Annotated in this window: 12 protein-coding genes; 9 read left to right on the top strand and 3 right to left on the bottom strand. The window is 69.6% G+C overall.

Translation table 11 applies throughout. The features are described 5' to 3' along the window. The 4 genes from ACSC1Q_RS23500 to ACSC1Q_RS23485 all read left to right on the top strand — a co-directional run. On the top strand, positions 1-207 hold a 207-nt coding region (locus tag ACSC1Q_RS23500; protein ID WP_436760852.1), incomplete at its 5' end, for a hypothetical protein. A gap of 162 nt (positions 208-369) precedes the next feature. Next, complete coding sequence (locus ACSC1Q_RS23495) at positions 370-1128, top strand: ATP-binding cassette domain-containing protein (protein WP_436760858.1); 759 nt, start codon at positions 370-372, stop codon at positions 1126-1128. Further along, on the top strand, positions 1125-2366 hold the full coding sequence (locus ACSC1Q_RS23490) for a hypothetical protein (RefSeq protein ID WP_436760851.1): 1242 nt from the start codon (positions 1125-1127) through the stop codon (positions 2364-2366). The genes ACSC1Q_RS23495 and ACSC1Q_RS23490 overlap by 4 nt, the downstream gene beginning before the upstream one ends. Further along, positions 2359-3024, top strand: coding sequence for a hypothetical protein (locus tag ACSC1Q_RS23485; RefSeq protein WP_436760850.1), 666 nt, complete (start codon positions 2359-2361; stop codon positions 3022-3024). Before ACSC1Q_RS23490 ends, ACSC1Q_RS23485 begins: the two co-directional genes overlap by 8 nt. 381 nt (positions 3025-3405) lie before the next feature. On the opposite strand, the gene ACSC1Q_RS23480 is transcribed toward ACSC1Q_RS23485, so the two are convergent. Next, entirely contained in the window at positions 3406-3642 is a 237-nt protein-coding gene (locus ACSC1Q_RS23480; RefSeq protein WP_436760849.1) for a hypothetical protein, read from the bottom strand. A 566-nt stretch (positions 3643-4208) separates the two neighbouring features. Between ACSC1Q_RS23480 and ACSC1Q_RS23475 the strand changes: the two genes are divergently transcribed. Then, complete coding sequence (locus ACSC1Q_RS23475; RefSeq protein WP_436760848.1) at positions 4209-6401, top strand: protein kinase domain-containing protein; 2193 nt, start codon at positions 4209-4211, stop codon at positions 6399-6401. A gap of 156 nt (positions 6402-6557) precedes the next feature. On the opposite strand, the gene ACSC1Q_RS23470 is transcribed toward ACSC1Q_RS23475, so the two are convergent. Continuing rightward, entirely contained in the window at positions 6558-7091 is a 534-nt protein-coding gene (locus ACSC1Q_RS23470; protein WP_436760847.1) for a TetR/AcrR family transcriptional regulator, read from the bottom strand. Between the two features lie 125 nt (positions 7092-7216). Between ACSC1Q_RS23470 and ACSC1Q_RS23465 the strand changes: the two genes are divergently transcribed. Together ACSC1Q_RS23465 and ACSC1Q_RS23460 are read left to right on the top strand one after the other, a co-directional pair. After that, positions 7217-9460, top strand: a complete 2244-nt coding sequence (locus ACSC1Q_RS23465) for an MMPL family transporter (RefSeq protein WP_436760846.1) — start codon at positions 7217-7219, stop codon at positions 9458-9460. Between the two features lie 178 nt (positions 9461-9638). After that, a complete protein-coding gene (locus ACSC1Q_RS23460; protein WP_436760845.1) occupies positions 9639-11366 on the top strand; it encodes a trypsin-like peptidase domain-containing protein in 1728 nt (575 codons plus the stop codon). A gap of 169 nt (positions 11367-11535) precedes the next feature. Here the strand turns inward: ACSC1Q_RS23460 and ACSC1Q_RS23455 are convergent, their stop codons facing one another. Beyond that, complete coding sequence (locus tag ACSC1Q_RS23455; RefSeq protein ID WP_436760844.1) at positions 11536-13566, bottom strand: CHAP domain-containing protein; 2031 nt, start codon at positions 13564-13566, stop codon at positions 11536-11538. A gap of 530 nt (positions 13567-14096) precedes the next feature. Between ACSC1Q_RS23455 and ACSC1Q_RS23450 the strand changes: the two genes are divergently transcribed. Further along, positions 14097-14306, top strand: coding sequence for a DUF5999 family protein (locus tag ACSC1Q_RS23450; RefSeq protein WP_389912735.1), 210 nt, complete (start codon positions 14097-14099; stop codon positions 14304-14306). Positions 14307-14451: 145 nt separating this feature from the next. Then, a complete protein-coding gene (locus tag ACSC1Q_RS23445) occupies positions 14452-14871 on the top strand; it encodes an ATP-binding protein (protein ID WP_436760843.1) in 420 nt (139 codons plus the stop codon). Positions 14872-15210 lie beyond the last annotated feature (339 nt).

The raw sequence follows: 15210 nt of genomic DNA, 5'->3' as shown, positions 1-15210 counted from the left end.
AGCTGGAACTGTGACGGGAAACGGCAAACTTCCAAGTCCGCTTCCCTGGGGTGTATTCGGGGCGGTCCCGCGGACACGAACTGGGTTCAGGGCGTCTGGGACTGCGACTGGCAGTCCGATATCTGGACCAGCAAGCAGTACAGTACCTGGGCGCTGACCAAAAGCTGTGCGAATAGCCTGATCGGCTGGGATTTCGTTTATGGGTAAGGGCGACAAGCAGGCATTAAAGGTCTGTGGCACGACGCATGGAGGCTTCACCGGCTGATTCGGCGTACAGTCATTTGGTAAATGTCGTCGCGAGCTTCCAGCGGCGGCCCAAGCGGCCGGTCCTTCACTGGGGCCGGTCGCTTCGTCAGGAGGGGCGTGCTGATGGGTGCTGTAGTCCAGATCGAAGAGTTGACGCAGGGTTACGGGTCAAACCCGATCATCGAGGGGCTGTCGATAGACATCGATCACGGGGTTATCGGCTTGCTGGGCCCCAATGGCGCGGGAAAAACGACCTTGCTGCGTACCCTGGCCACAGTTTTGCCCCCCAAGAGCGGCCATCTGAGCCTGTTCGGCCACGAACTGAAAAGAGACGCCGATGTACGGGCGGTGCGCCGGCATCTAGGTTATCTGCCGCAAGACTTTGGCTACTATCCAGGGTTTAGCGTCTATGAATTCGTGCGCTATTGTGCGTGGTTGCGTAAGATTCCCGGGCGACAGGCCCACAAGGCGACCATGGACGCCCTTGAGGCGGTGGATCTCGGGAACAAGGCTCGGACGAAGATGAAGGCGCTCTCGGGAGGAATGTTGAGACGCGCCGGCATCGCTCAGGCGATCATCGGTGACGTGCGGTTGGTGCTGTTGGACGAACCCACGGTCGGTCTCGACCCTGAACAGCGCCTGGAGTTCCGCGAACTGACTCGTCGCGTGTCCGGTGACGCCACGGTGGTCCTCAGCACCCATCTGGTCGAAGACGTGGCCGCCGTCTGCGACAGGCTCCTCGTAATGTCCAAGGGGACCATCGTGTTTTCCGGTACCCCTCAGAAGTTGATTGGAGCATCCGTCAGCGGAGCACGGGGCGATACCGAGCTGGAGCGCGGCTACACCTCCGTTCTCCGGGGCGGCGAGGTGGGTACACGATGAGGATCTTCTGGATCGAACTGCGCCGCTCTCCTTTCCTCTGGGTGTTCATCCCTATGGGAATCCTGGCGTTGGTCGTGTTGCTGCGTGAGCGAGCGTCGTGGGAGTCGGTCTGGCCAGAAGCCAGCGTTCAGGTGATCGTGGCCGCGACGCAGTTACCCGGCGTGGCGATAGCCGCGGTCGCCGCGTGGTCGGCCCAGCGTGTGCACCGCGGAAACGCGGAAGACCTGCTCGATACCGCTGCCCGGCCGCGGTGGCAGATCGAGGCGATGCATCTTCTGAGTACGCTCACCTACGCCTGGATACCTCTGGCGGGTTCTTCCGTCGTGGCGGTGTTCGTCACGTCGCAGGTGGCTCCTCCCGGTTTTTTGTGGACCAGCTACCTGGCTCTGGGGGTCGTCGCGGTTCTGATCTCGGCCGCTCTCGGTCACGCATTGGGAAGTGTTGTTAAAAACCGGCTGGCAGCTCCGGTGGCAGCTTTTCTCTCGTTTTTTCCTCTCTTCATAATGTCCTTGTTGGTTCCCTACTTCGGTGAGGCCAACAAGGAAGTGAGTCCTCTTGCCCTGACAGTACGCCTGACTTTTGCCCTTGCGTGTGTGGCCGCAGCCTTGACTCTGGGCGCACAGGCCGCCTGGAGGCGTCACGTCGCTTGGAAACGGCTGGCTTCCGGAGCAGCTGTGGCTGTGACGGCGGCCGCTCTGATTGTGGTTGGGCCGTCACAGCATAATCGTGAACCTCCTGGTAATCCCGCCTGCGGCAAGGTGGTGGATACGCAGGTCTGCCTGTGGCCGGAGAACGCGGCCCGACTGCCTGACGCCATTCAGGCGACTTCGGAAGTGATTACCGCCACCAAAGGTGTACTGTCGTTTCCTGGCCTTGTTTCGGAGGAAGGGCTTGGCATAGCCACATCCGATTCGCAGATCGAAATAAGTGTGCTTCCGGGGATTACCCGAGAGGCATTCAGGTCGCTGCAGATTTTCAGGCTCACATGGACGCTCGTGGCTAACTGCGGTGCATATGAGAGTGAAAGGGATGGGCGTCCGCGCATACAGGCGCGGGCCAAGATGGATACTTGGTTAGGCTCAGTGATGTTGGGGCGCCTACAAGATGCCGAATGGGATTCCTTCGCTCTGACCCCCTCCAGCAGGAAGGAGGTGGAAGTGACATTAAATCTTCCACGATACCGGCAGGAAGAGTGGGCTCGGAAACAGGTTCTCGTTATGGGAATCTGCAATGACTGATGTCGCTTCTTCGCGAAACACCAGGGAAGCCCTAGGAAGGGTGGTCCATGCTCGGCACTTAGGGCTGCTGGCTGTGGCGATTATTTTTCTCGGTGTCGCCATCGCAGTATGGGGACGTAACACGCTGGTGCTCCCCGGCGACAACGAAACCCTGCCTCTTGCCATTCTTGCCCCTGTCCCGTATGCCTGTGTCGTCACTTTGGCTGTGCGCAGCTCGATGGCTGACTTCGAGCAGGTGGCGGCATTGAGGGTGAATGTGGTCGACCTCGTTTGCGTGGCTGTGCTCCTTGGGGTCGCCTGCGCTACGGCCACAGTCGCCTTACTGGCCGGCGACGCCGCGCAACTGACTTCTCTGGTGTTGAGAAACATAGTTTTCTGGACCGGATTTGGTTGTTTTTCGGCCGCCGTATTCGGAAGATCCCTCGGCTGGGTTCTTCCCGTGCTTCTCTTGGTTCCCCTCTATGAATCCGGGAAAGCGGGTATGGGCGGACAGGTGCCGTGGTGGGCCATCGCAAGACACCCCGAAGAATCAGTGTGGGCATGGGCGATGACCATCGTGGTCCTGGCATTCGGACTCGCGGCCGTGTTCGAGACCAGCGTGTGGCGACGGGGCATGCTGGGGCGGCTTGGCCGGATTCGGGAAAGACACAGCCGGTAATTCGGGTACGCGCAACCTTGCCCGGCTGGCAGCTGGTCCGCGGAGCGGGAAGAGCCGGAATGACGGGCCGCGGAGGGGGCGAACCCCGGCCGAGACTGGGCGGTGCCGGGGAGCCCTTTCCCGTGGCCGTGCCTCACCAACCCGGAGTCGCGGAATCCTTGCCGCGCCCGCCGGGGAATACGCGTCCGCTGTGCTCTGGTCATCGGTCTGCCCGTTCCTCCCCACAGGACTTCTTCCGATATCGGATTCGATCCGATACGTCGTCCTGGCGTGGTGGCGACGGCCTGTTTGATCTGTTCTGCGGGTGTGCCGGGTTCGGCCCGCGCGGTTCACGGGGCCGAACCCGGATTTCACGTTTGGGCGGCCGGCTCTGGTCTCAGGTCACTCGCCGAGGCTCTCGGAGCCGACGAGCGGGACGCTTTCGAAAAGTGTGAGCATCCACCCCTCCGAATAACCTCCCTGAGGTTCCTGCTCCAGCTGATTGGCGAGAACGACACCCAGCCCGAGTGCATGGGCGGCACGAACGGTGTCGATCATTTCGCCGAGACTGCTTGCATAAATTCTTTTGATGGCGGATGGGTTGGGGGTGAAGCCTGAAAAGGCGTTGCCAGCGGTCATCTCAGTCACTCCCTGCAAAGACGGTGATTTCTCAGAAGAAGGCTGCCACGTTTTATTGGCCCTTGCCAGGTTTTCGCGGTTATCACGGTCTGAGACGAGCCGCTTCGTTTTCGCGTTCGACGTGAGGCCGGCACTACCTCGCCGGTGCCGAGACGGCCGTACCCGGCGCTAAACTTCGAGGTGTTTCTCCTGTTGCGGGGATGGCCGGTGGGGCTGCTTGGGCGAGGGGGTTCGTGGCCCGGCCCTCAGGATGGCGCCGGGGCAGGTTCTCACGGGCCCGTCACGCCTCGATGAAGGATCGCTGTGCCGGCATTGATACCACAAAACGGTATGAAGCTCTCATCTTGATCTGACGAGCCGGGGTCGGCGTGGAGAAACTTCGCCGATGCGGGTCTCATGATCGGGTCGGGAGGAAAAGCAGCTTCGTATTCAGGGGATCTGTTGTGGCTTGCCCTGACCTGAGCATCACATGAGTGTCACGGTGAGGGAGACAAGACCTTCATCCCCGTTGACTGTCGGCGATGCTTCTTCTTGAGTGAGAAGGGTGGCGGCGAGGGGAGGCTCGCGTGCCGTATGCGCAGCCGCTCAAAACGGGGGATCCGGCGGGGCTCGGTGAGTACGAGATCATCGGGCGTCTCGGAGAGGGTGGGCAGGGGGTGGTCTACGTCGGGGTGCGCCCCGACACCGGCTCCGAGCCCTACGCGGTCAAGCTTCTGCACGGTTCGATGGGGGAGGATCCCGAGGTCTTCCTGCGCGAGGTCGAGCTGGCGAAGCAGGTGGCCCGGTTCTGCACGGCCCAGGTGATCGGCGCCGGGCTGGACGGCGACCGGCCGTACATCGTCAGCGAGTACGTCGACGGCCCGTCGCTGCACCGCGAGGTCGCGGTCAGCGGGCCCCGCGAGGGGGGCAGGCTGGAGCGCCTGGCCATCGGTACGGCCACCGCGCTGGCGGCCATCCACCGGGCCGGGATCGTGCACCGCGACTTCAAGCCGCAGAACGTGCTGCTCGGCCCCGACGGGCCGAGGGTGATCGACTTCGGGCTGGCCAGGGCGCTGGACGCCGCGGCCACCCAGAGCGGGCGCGGCGCGGGCACCCCCGCCTACATGGCGCCCGAGCAGGTGGAGGGCGCCGAGATCAACCCGGCGGCCGACGTCTTCGCCTGGGGCGCCACGATGTGCTTCGCCGCGAACGCCCAGGCGCCCTTCGGGCAGGACTCGATCGCGGCCGTCCTGAACCGGATCCTCACCGCGGCCCCGCAGCTGGGCCGTCTCGACGGGCTGCTCGGCGCGCTGGTGGTCGACTGCCTGGACAAGAATCCCCGCAACCGTCCCTCCAGCAGGGAGCTGCTGCTCGCGCTGCTCGGCGACGACGGGGGCCGGTCGGTGAGCGGGTCCCGGTCCTCGCCGGTGCCGGGATTCCCGCCCGCGCCCGGCGGGCTCGACGCCTCCGGCCCTTCGGTCTCCTCCGGCTTCTCCGTCTCGTCCGGCCTTTCCGTTTCCTCCGGTCAGCCCGGTCAGCCCAGCCAGTCCGGTCAGTCCGGTCAGTCCGGTCAGTCCGGTCAGTCCGGTCAGTCCGGTCAGTCCGGCCGGTTCGGTCAGTCCGGCCGGTTCGGTGTCGCGGGTCTTTCCGGACGGTGGGGCGCGTCGGGGGCCGGTCGGCGGGCCTGGCCCGGCGGGGCCGGTGGATCGGGGGGCGCGTCCTCGGCGGGCGCGAGGTCCGGCGGGCGCGCGTTCCACACCGGGGGCGAGGACTTCGACGAGCCCAGGACCCACCCCGGGCAGGCGGCCACCAGGGCCTCGGTCGCGGTCTCCGGCGCGCTGCTCATCAGCGCCGCCGTACTGGTGGGAGTCCTGGTCCCGGCGCTGAGCGGCGTCGCGCCCGGAGGCGCGCCCGCCCCGCCGGTCGTTCCCGCGGTGGAGTCCACCTCCCAGGGCGACACCGTGCCGCACGAGGGCAGGACGAGCGCTCCGATCAGGCCGCTCCCGATCCCGCCGACGGTCCCGGCCAGGCCCCCGCGCGCGGAGGGCGTCAAGTCCTCCCCCCTCCCGCCCCCCGCCGCCACGGTGGTCGTGCCCGCGATCGTCGGGCTGGATCGTTCCGAGGCGGCGCGCCTGATCAAACAGGCCGGGCTGGTCGCCGGGGCCGTCAAGGCGGTCACCTCCGACCGGCCGCTCGGCGAGGTGCTCGCGAGCAGCCCGGCGCCGGGGACCGCGCTGCCCAAGAAGGGCAGGGTCGACCTCCAGGTCTCCGGCGGCACCCAGGTGCCCACGCTGGTCGGCCTCGCCAGGAGGGCCGCCCAGGCGGCGCTCGCCCAGGCCGGGCTGGTCGCCGGTGGGGTCAGCACGCGCTGCTCGGACCAGCCTGGTGGGCGGGTGCTCGCGAGCACCCCCGGCGCGGGCAAGCGTGTCTCCCCGGGGAGCGCGGTGGGGCTCGTCGTCTCCAGGAACGGTGTCCCGGTGCCGCCGGTCACCGGCCAGAGCGCGACCGACGCCTCCAACACCCTCGGCGGGGCGGGGTTCGCCGTACGGACGCGGGCGCGGCTGGTCACCGGCGAGAGCCAGGACGGGGTGGTACTGGCGCAGAGTGTGGCGCCCGGCACCTGCGCCAGGTCCGGTGCGACGATCGTGATCACGGTCGGTGTCGGGGGCCAGAGCGGTCCCGGGCCGGGACCCGGGCCTGATCCGGGGGAGAGCACCGAGCCGCCCGATCCCACGGTCCCGCCGGCGCCCGTTCTCGGGGAGGCCGCCCCTTCGGGGTGAGGGGGCCTCCGGGGTGAGGGGGCTTCCGGGGCGGCGGCCCGAGGGAGGCCCGGGAAATCCCGGGGCGTCCGGGAATCCGGGGGGCCTTGGGGGTGCCGGGAGGACGCCTCAAAGGATGCTTCAGCCCGGGACCTCAGGAGGCTCGGGGAGGACGCCTCAGAGGGAGGCGAGGGCGGTGGCCAGGAGGGTCCGCCTGACGTCCTCCTGGGGGAGGTCGATCGTCTTGACCACCGCGTACTGGAGGGAGCCCAGCATGGCCCAGGCCCAGACCCGGTGGGCGGGGTCGGGGTCGGGTCCGGCCAGGCGTACGTAGATCTCGTCGCGGAAGACGCGGATGGCCTCGCCGGGGGAGCCGGGGGGCGCGTCGTCGGCGCAGTTGATGTCCTCCATGATCAGCCGGATGATCGCCCGGTGCCTGACCGCGAAGGTCACCAGGGCCTCGACGAGGGCGCGGTCGTCGTCGAAGTCGCTCTGGAGCAGGGCCACGATGTCCTCGATGGCGGGTGCGGCCAGCTCCGTGGCGAGGCGGTCCTTGGGATGGAAGTGATAGGCGACGGCCGTCTTCGTCAGGCCGACGGCGGAGGCGATGTCGGCCAGCGAGGTCGCCGCGTAGCCGCGCTCGGCGAACAGCAGGCGGGCGGCGTCGAGGATCCGTTCGCGCGTGTCGTGCCCGTGCTCGAGTGTGGTCATCGTCTCACTCCCGCGCTGTCTAGAGCTTTTCCTGATTTGTCCCCCTACTCTCTACCGTAGGTTCTGTACGAGCGTACAGTACGCCTTTTCAGGACGTTTGATACTAAAGCGGGGCGGGGTCACCGATGTCTGGTTTGCTGGGGCGGCTGGGAAGCTGGTGCGCGCGGCACGGCAGGGCCGTGCTGGCTCTGTGGGTGATCGCGGCGGCGCTGCTCACGGCGGGATCGGTGTTCTTCCCCGGCCCGGTCAGCAACGACGTCAGCATTCCCGGCACCGACGCCCAGCGGGCCGTCGACCTGATGAAGGACGGTTTCGGTCCCGGGTACGGGGCCGGAAGCTCGGCCCAGATCGTCCTCTACTCGCCCGACGGCCCCCTCATCACCGACGCCAGGAAGCGCGCGGTGGAGCGCGCCCTGGACCGGATCCGCGACGTGCCGCACGTGAAGGAGGCGAAGTCTCCCTACCAGGTCGGCGGTCTCGCACCCAGCCTGGAGATCGGCATCATCGCGATCAAGCTGGAGGGCAACGACACCGCCAAGCTGGCCGAGACCACCAAGCTCCTCTCCGAGGCGGCCGAGCCCGCGCGGGAGGCGGGCATCGAGGCGGTCCCCGCGTCCTCGGGCAGCCCGGCGGACAAGGAGATCAAGACCGGGACGAGCGAGATCATCGGCGTGGCCTGCGCGCTGCTGGTGCTGCTGCTCGCGTTCGGCACCCTGGTCGCCGCGATGATCCCGATCTTCACCGCGCTGATCAGCATCGCGACCGGGCTCGGCGTGGTGAGCCTGCTCGGGCACATCGTGGACGTGCCCAAGCAGGCGTCGATCATGGCGACGATGATCGGCCTCGGTGTCGGCATCGACTACGCGCTCTTCCTGCTCAGCAGGTACCGCAAGCTGCTCGCCGACGGCCTGCCGGTCCACGAGGCGGTCCGCCGGATGGCCGCCAGCTCCGGCGGCGCGGTGGTGTTCGCCGGGGGCACCGTGATCATCGCGCTCAGCGCGCTCATGCTCGCGGGCTTCCCCCTGCTGCAGACGCTCGGCTGGATCACCGGCATCTCGGTCGTCTGCGCGGTGGTCACCTCGGTCACGCTCGTCCCCGCCCTGCTCGGCCTGCTCGGGCACCGGGTGAACGCGCTGCGCCTGCCGTTCACGGGACGGAAGGGCAGCCACGGCTCCTCCGGCTGGGCCTCGCTGGGCAACTGGGTGGCCCGGCGGCCGTGGAGCGTGCTCGCGCTCAGCGTCGCCATCCTGGCCGCGCTGGCCGCCCCCGCGCTCGCCCTCAAGCTGGGCACGCTCGACAACGGCTACGCCGACCGCGGCACCGACACGCGACGCTCCTACGAGCTCCTGCAGGCCGGGTTCGGGCCCGGCATGAACGGCCCGCTCGTCGTGGTGGCGGACCTGGACACCAGGGTCGTCGACCGGGAGCCGGCCCCGGCCGTGCTGAGCGCCCTGAAGGACCGCGTCGCGGACGTCGAGGGAGTAGTCCACGTCGGCGACCCGGTCCTCAACAGGGGCGGCACGGCGGCGCTGGTGCAGGCGATCCCCGCGTACGCCCCCGGTGACCCCCGGGCGCTCGACGTGGTCAGGGCGGTGCGCGCGCTCGACGTCGAGGGAGCCCAGGTGCACGTGGGCGGGCAGGTCGCCGGCATGGCCGACGCCGGTGACAGGATCTCCGGGCGCACGCCCCTCGTCGTCGGCGTCGTGGTCCTGCTGAGCGCGCTGCTGCTGCTCCTGGCGTTCCGCTCGCCGGTCGTCGCGATCAAGGCCGCGTTGATGAACCTGGTCTCCCTGGGTGCCGCGTTCGGCGCGCTCTCGCTGGTCTTCTCCCTGGGACTGGGCAGCAGCCTGGTCGGCATGGACACGCCGGTCAGCGCGGACGGCTCCTACCTGAGCACGGTGTTCTTCACGGTGCCGATCGACAGCTACATCCCGCTGATGCTGTTCGCGATCCTGTTCGGCCTGTCGATGGACTACGAGGTCTTCCTGCTCACCGCCGTGCGGCAGGCGTACCTGAAGCACGGGGACAACCGCAGGGCGGTGGCCGAGGGCCTGGGGTCGACCGGCAGGGTCATCACCTCCGCCGCCCTGATCATGGTCGCGGTCTTCGTCGCGTTCGTCGCCTACCCCGATCCGATGGTCAAGATCTTCGGTGTCGGCCTGGCGGTGGCCATCGCGGTGGACGCCACGATCATCCGGGGCCTGCTCGTCCCGGCGACCATGGCCCTGCTCGGCAGGGCCAACTGGTGGTGCCCCGCCTGGCTGGACCGCATCCTGCCCGACCTCTCCGTCGAGGGCCACGAGGAGGACGAGGTGACGGAGGGGCCGGAGCAGCCGCACCGGGAACTCGTCGGCGCGGGCCGCGGCTGAGGGGAGCGGACGTCCGGCCCCGGTCCTGTCCGGGGTTGCACCCCTGGCCCGGCCGCGGGGAAGGCGGGCCGCGTACGTCGCGGGGAACGCCGGTCGGTGTCCCAGTCGCTTCCAAGTCCTCCCCAAGTAGCCTCCGCCATGCTCTCGCCCGGGAAGCGAGTTTGGGGAGAGTACGAAGATGTGGGGAAGAATCAGCGCCGTCGCCGGCCTGGTGCTGGCGAGCACGCTGGCCCTGCCGGGCACCGCGGTGGCGAAGCCGAAGGAGGTCGACGTCCCCGTCGGGACGTGGCTGGCGGCCAGGACGCATCCGGCGGTCCAGCTGACCTCGGTGTCCTACACGGCCGACGTGGCCGTGCCGACGCCCGAGGCGAACCTGGAGGCGATCAGGACCCTGACCCAGCAGGGGGTCGACGCCGTGCAGAGCGGCAAGATCTCCTCCGACGAGAACAGCATCTACCGCTGGGTCGTCCAGCAGATGGCCAAGGACCCGGGCCGCTACTTCTCTCCCGGCGGCCGGGAGCGGGTCGTCGAGGCGACGGCGGGCGGGCTGTGCACCGGCTGGTGGGTCACGCCGGACGGCTACATGGTCACCGCGGCGCACTGCGTCGGTCAGGAGGAGACCGAGCTCGCGCAGACCTTCGCGGCCCAGGCCCTCACGAAGATCAACGAGAAGGACGCCGCCGACCTGGTCGCCGACCTTGGCGACATCGCCTCCGACGAGGAGATCCTCAGGACGGCGACGAAGATCTTCCAGGTCTGGAACGCGGACAACATCAAGATCCGCAACGTCAAGAGCTCGCTCTCGCTGCTGCAGAGCCTGCCGGGTGGCGGTGTCGACAAGACCACCAAGACGGTGCCGATCGAGCTGGTCGCCAAGGGCACCGTCTACCCGGGCAAGGACGTCGCGATCCTCAAGGCCAACGGGCAGAGCGACCTGCCGACCGTGCCGCTGGGCGAGGACTCCGACGTGCGCGTCGGCGACACCCTCTACATCAGCGGGTTCCCCGGCACGGTGACGCAGACCTCGATCTTCAACCTGGAGTCCAAGCTCGACCCGGCGTTCACCGAGGGCCCCTACAACGCCGCCCGCCAGACCCCCGAGGGGGTGCCGTACATCCAGACCCAGGCGCCCTCCTACCCGGGCAACTCGGGCGGGCCGGTGTTCGGCAAGGACGGCCGGGTCATCGGCATCCTCGTCGGCGGCCTGATCCAGCAGGACGGCGGCTCCACCGAGGGTGAGAGCTTCGTGCTGCCGGTCAGCATCGTCAAGGAGAAGCTGAACGAGAAGAACATCAAGCCGGCCGAGTCGTCGACGACGAAGGCCTACAACGAGGCGCTCGACCTGTTCTTCCAGAACAGGTACTCCGACGCGCTGCCCAAGTTCCGGGAGACGCAGGCGCTGCAGCCGAGCCACCCGTACGTCGCCAAGTACATCAGCGACTCCCAGCAGGCCGTCACCGCGGGCAAGGACGAGAGCGGCACGCCGATCCTGCCGTGGCTGCTGTGGGGCGGCGGCGGCCTGGTCGCCCTGTTCGTGATCGGCACGATCGCCTCGGTGGCCAGGGGCAGGCGCCGTTCCAGGAGCCCGGCCCCGTTCCCGCCCGCTCCGTACGGCGCGCAGCCCGGCTACCCGGCGCACGCCGGTCAGTACGGCCAGCCGCACCACGGGCAGCAGGGACAGCCGTACGGCGCGCCGCAGCGGTACCAGCAACGGGCGCCCTACCCGCTCCCGGCCGCGCCCGAGGACACCCGGGCGGTCCGCCCGTACTCGCCCTACGGCCCGCCGCAGGCCCAGCCGGGCCCGGGTGCTCCCGGAGGCCCCGGGGCCAACACCCGGATCGCCGGGCTGGAGGCGGAGCTGGAGCAGCTGCGCCGGACCATGGGACGCCCGCCCGAGCAGCGCTGAGCACGCTCTTCCCTGTGGGACCGGTCCGGCCCGCGTCCCGGGCGGGGGAGCGGGCCGACCGGCGCTGGGCGGGCTGCCGGGTGGGGCCGTTGGGCCTGCTCCCCGGCCGGGGGGCCGCTCTGTTCTCCGGGTGGGGGAGATCGCTCCGCTCCCCGGGTGGGAGAGGCCGTTAGACCAGTGCCTCCGCCCGGCGGCGTCCCCGGTAGCCGCTGTGGACCAGGATGTCGCCCGGCTCGGCGGGTGACGCGGGTGACGCGGGTGACGCGGCGGAGCCGGCCGGGTGGGCGGGATCGCCCCGTCCCGTCCGGGCCGCCGAGACCGGAACGGCTGTTCCCGGCCCGGCGACCGGGCGGGCGGACGCGTCGAAGCGGGAGGGCGCCCCGAGGCGGGCGGGACGAGTAGGGCGTGCCGGGGTGGCCGGGGTGGCCGGGACGGTGGTGGTGATCACGGAGTCGGCCCGGCGGTGGCGGCGGCCGCGTGGCGGGGCGTTCCGCACCCAGGTCGACGACTCCACCACGGCCTGCTCGCGCAGGCGACGCCTGCCCCGGTAGGGGGCGCGGGGACGGTCGTCGCCACGGTCCGGCACGCGGGGCTCCTCGACGTGGGCGACGGGGGTCGTGACCGAGGGGAACCCGGTGCTCGCGGGAACGGGCTCCCGGGGAGCCGTGGACCGCCGGGGCGGGACGGGCGCGTCTCCGAGGCCGGGGAAGCCGGCCCCGGCGGTGAACACGTCCGTGACGTCTGGGGAGGCGGGGGCGTTTTCGGGGACGTCGGCCGGGGCGTACGAGCGGTCGTGGGCGGGGATGTGCCCGAGGCCGTGGGTCCGGGCGGGGGTTTCCACGAGGTCGCTGGAGACGGGCGTGTTCCCGAGGGTGCCGGCCGGGGCGGGGCTGTGCGGGAGGTCGCGGATGGACGCGTTCCCGAGAGGGCCGGCCGAGAGGGGGGCGTACGAGCTGGACGTGTTCCCGAGGGCGCGGGCCGGGGCCGGTGCGTACGAGAGGGCGCCGGCGGGGGCGTTCCTGGGCATGCGACGACGGCCGGGGGCGCGGCGGCGGCCCGGGGTCCTGCGAGGGGAGGGGGAGGGGGAGGGGGCCGGGGTTTCGCGGGACGAGGAGGCGGGGGAGGGGGCCGGGGCGGTGTGACCCGAGGTGGTCGCGAGGAGCCGCGCCCTCGACACCCTCGACTGCCTGGCCTTGCCGTGCGCGAGGATCGCGACCGCGGCGAGCAGCACCGGCGCGAGGACGGCGGGGCTGTCGAGGCCGGGGACGGGCGTGGCGAGGTCGCGGACGGTGGCGGCGGGCGTGACGGCGAGGGCGCTGGTGTCGGCGGTGGAGGCCTTGGCGTGCTTGCCCTGCTTACCCTGCTTGTCCGTCCTTCCCGGCTCGCCTGACTTGTCCGGGGAGGTGCGACCGGCGGAGGCCGGCGCCTGGGCGCCGGCGGGGGCGCCCGCGGTCGCCCGGTCGCCTCGCGGGGCGCTCGCGGCGGGGTTCTGCCCGGAGGCGGTCCTGCCGTCGTTCCCGGAGACGGCCTTGCCGTCCTTGCCGGTTTCTCCGGTGGTCGTCGTCCCGGCGGAGTGCCTGGGAGCGGGCTTGGCCTTGCCGGGGCCCGTGGACGTCCGGGTCTCCCGCGCGGGTACGGGGGCGGGGAGCAGGGCGAGCAGGTCGGCTCCGGGGCCGATCACCACCGCGTTGTCCCCGGCCGCGGCGGGCTTGACGATCGTCTGCTTCTCGGTGGACTCCCGGTCCAGCCGGGCCTTGATCTTCTCCGGATAGCCGTAGCCGACGACCTTGCCGGTGTCGCGCTCCTTGCGCTTGGCGATCCCGCCGTCGATGTTGCCCTCGATCGTGTGGATCCTGCCCCCCTCGACCCCGGTGACGATCCCGACGTGGTCGATGTGGTCGATCCTGTTCGAGCCGCTCCAGTCGAAGAAGACGACGGCCCCCGGCTTGGGGACGGTGCCCCAGGCGTCCTGCTGCCGGAACCACTGGGCGTGGTGGACGGTGTAGGCGAACTGGCCGACCCAGTCCTGGTAGCCGAGCTTCTCGGCCGCCCACGACAGGTACATGTCGCACCAGGGGGCGGCGGTGTAGTCGGCGTCGAACTCGACGTTCTTGCCGTACCAGTCACCGAACTTGGTGTAGCCGCCACTCTTCTCGGAGTATCCGAGCTGGCTCTCCAGCAGCTCGATGAACTTGTGCATCTCAGGTGTCATTGAGGGTTTCCGAGGACCCCCGGCGGCCGCGCGGGCATGGTCGCTCCGCCTCGCGACCTGGCTGCCAGGAGACGGGGTTGAGCGACGGCGCGTTCACGCGAGCCCGTCGGGGGTGTGAAGGGACGCGTGTGGCGGCACCACTGGCCGGTTGTCTTCCGTGACGAGGGAGGTTACCCGCCCCCAAGGATAGGTCACGACATGCTAAAGGGCGCGTCAAGTCGCTCGGTGTCGTATTTGCGGACAAAAGCCGAGGTCGGGGAGGTGTGCGGATGATCTCCGATGGTAAAACGCCCGGGAAAAGGATCTACCAGATCGCCGCGACCGGGGCCGGGAGCGCCGTATCCGCCCCGTTCGATCTTGCCGATCGTTCTTTGCGTCGGCGCCCGGTTTCTTTACCTTTCGGCGAAATGGGTAGACATATGGGTATTTATCCCGCTATGCACGTATGGCGGCTGGGAGATGCTGGTCACACCAGGAAAGGCTCAACAGCAACCAGTGAAGGTTAAAAGGTACGAGCCATGTGCCAGCACCAGCCGCGCTGCCCTCTCGCAAGCGCCCCCGATCACGAAGCCGCGTCCCTCGTGGCCTTCCACCCCGAGCAGGGGTGGGGCCTGCTCTGCAACGGTGTGGTGGTCTTCGACGACACCGGAGCGCTCCTGCCCGACGGCCGCAGCACTCCCGTCCACGGTATGCCTCTGCACCGCGTCTCCCTGGGGCAGGCGGCATGATCCCGCCGCGTGTGCCCACCACCGGATCGGGACCGAACACGCCACGCGGGCCGATGGCTCCGCGTCGGCGGACGGCCTCCGGCGGCGGACACACGTGCGCGCCACTCTTGAACGAGGTAACCGCCGACCACGTAGGTGAACGCTCATGAACGCTCTTCTCGCGGCGCCGTACGGCCAGGAGACGTCGTGCTCCTTCGCACCCGAGTCGGCATCCGTGCCCCAGGCACGCCACCTGACCCGCGCCTGCCTGGCGGACTGGGGACTGCACGAGCACAGCACGGTCGCCGAACTGCTCGTCAGCGAGCTGGTCACCAACGCGCTGCGCCACTCGCGAGGAGCCATCAGGTTCGCCCTCTCCTTCCAGGACGGCCTGCTGCGCTGCGAGGTCGAGGACGCGGACCCGGACTCCCTCCTGCCCCGCGCGTGCCGGGCACGCGACGACGAGGAGCGGGGACGAGGGCTGCACCTGCTCGAACTCCTGTCCTGCTGCTGGGGCAGTGCCCGTACCACCGACGGCAAGGCCGTCTGGTTCGAGCTCACCACCGCGAACGCCGCCGAGGCCTGACCGCCCGCAGCCTGACCGCTCTAGGCTTGACCACCCGAAGCCTGGCCATCTGAAGCCTGGGACCGCCCGAGCCTGATCGCCTGAGGCTTGACCGCGAGGTCGATCGACACGCCGCCTCCGCGACGGCCGGCCACCGGGCCGGCCGCACCCGCCGGAAGCCGGCCGCGCGAGAACGGCCGCACGCGCCGCCCGGAGGGCCGGGGGCCGCCCCGGGACCCGCCGCCCGGTTTCTCCGAGGGCCGGGCACACAGACCATCTCCGGAGGCCGGAGCCGAGTCCCCCGACCCGGGTCCGGCCGGACGCCGGAGCCGACGGGATCATCGCACTCGTCGGCTCCGG

This window comes from Streptosporangium heterodermiicola (genome assembly GCF_051390675.1).
Taxonomy (GTDB): domain Bacteria; phylum Actinomycetota; class Actinomycetes; order Streptosporangiales; family Streptosporangiaceae; genus Streptosporangium.
The sequence above is the reverse complement of the archived record's forward strand: the minus strand, read 5'-3'. Positions and strand labels throughout refer to the sequence as shown.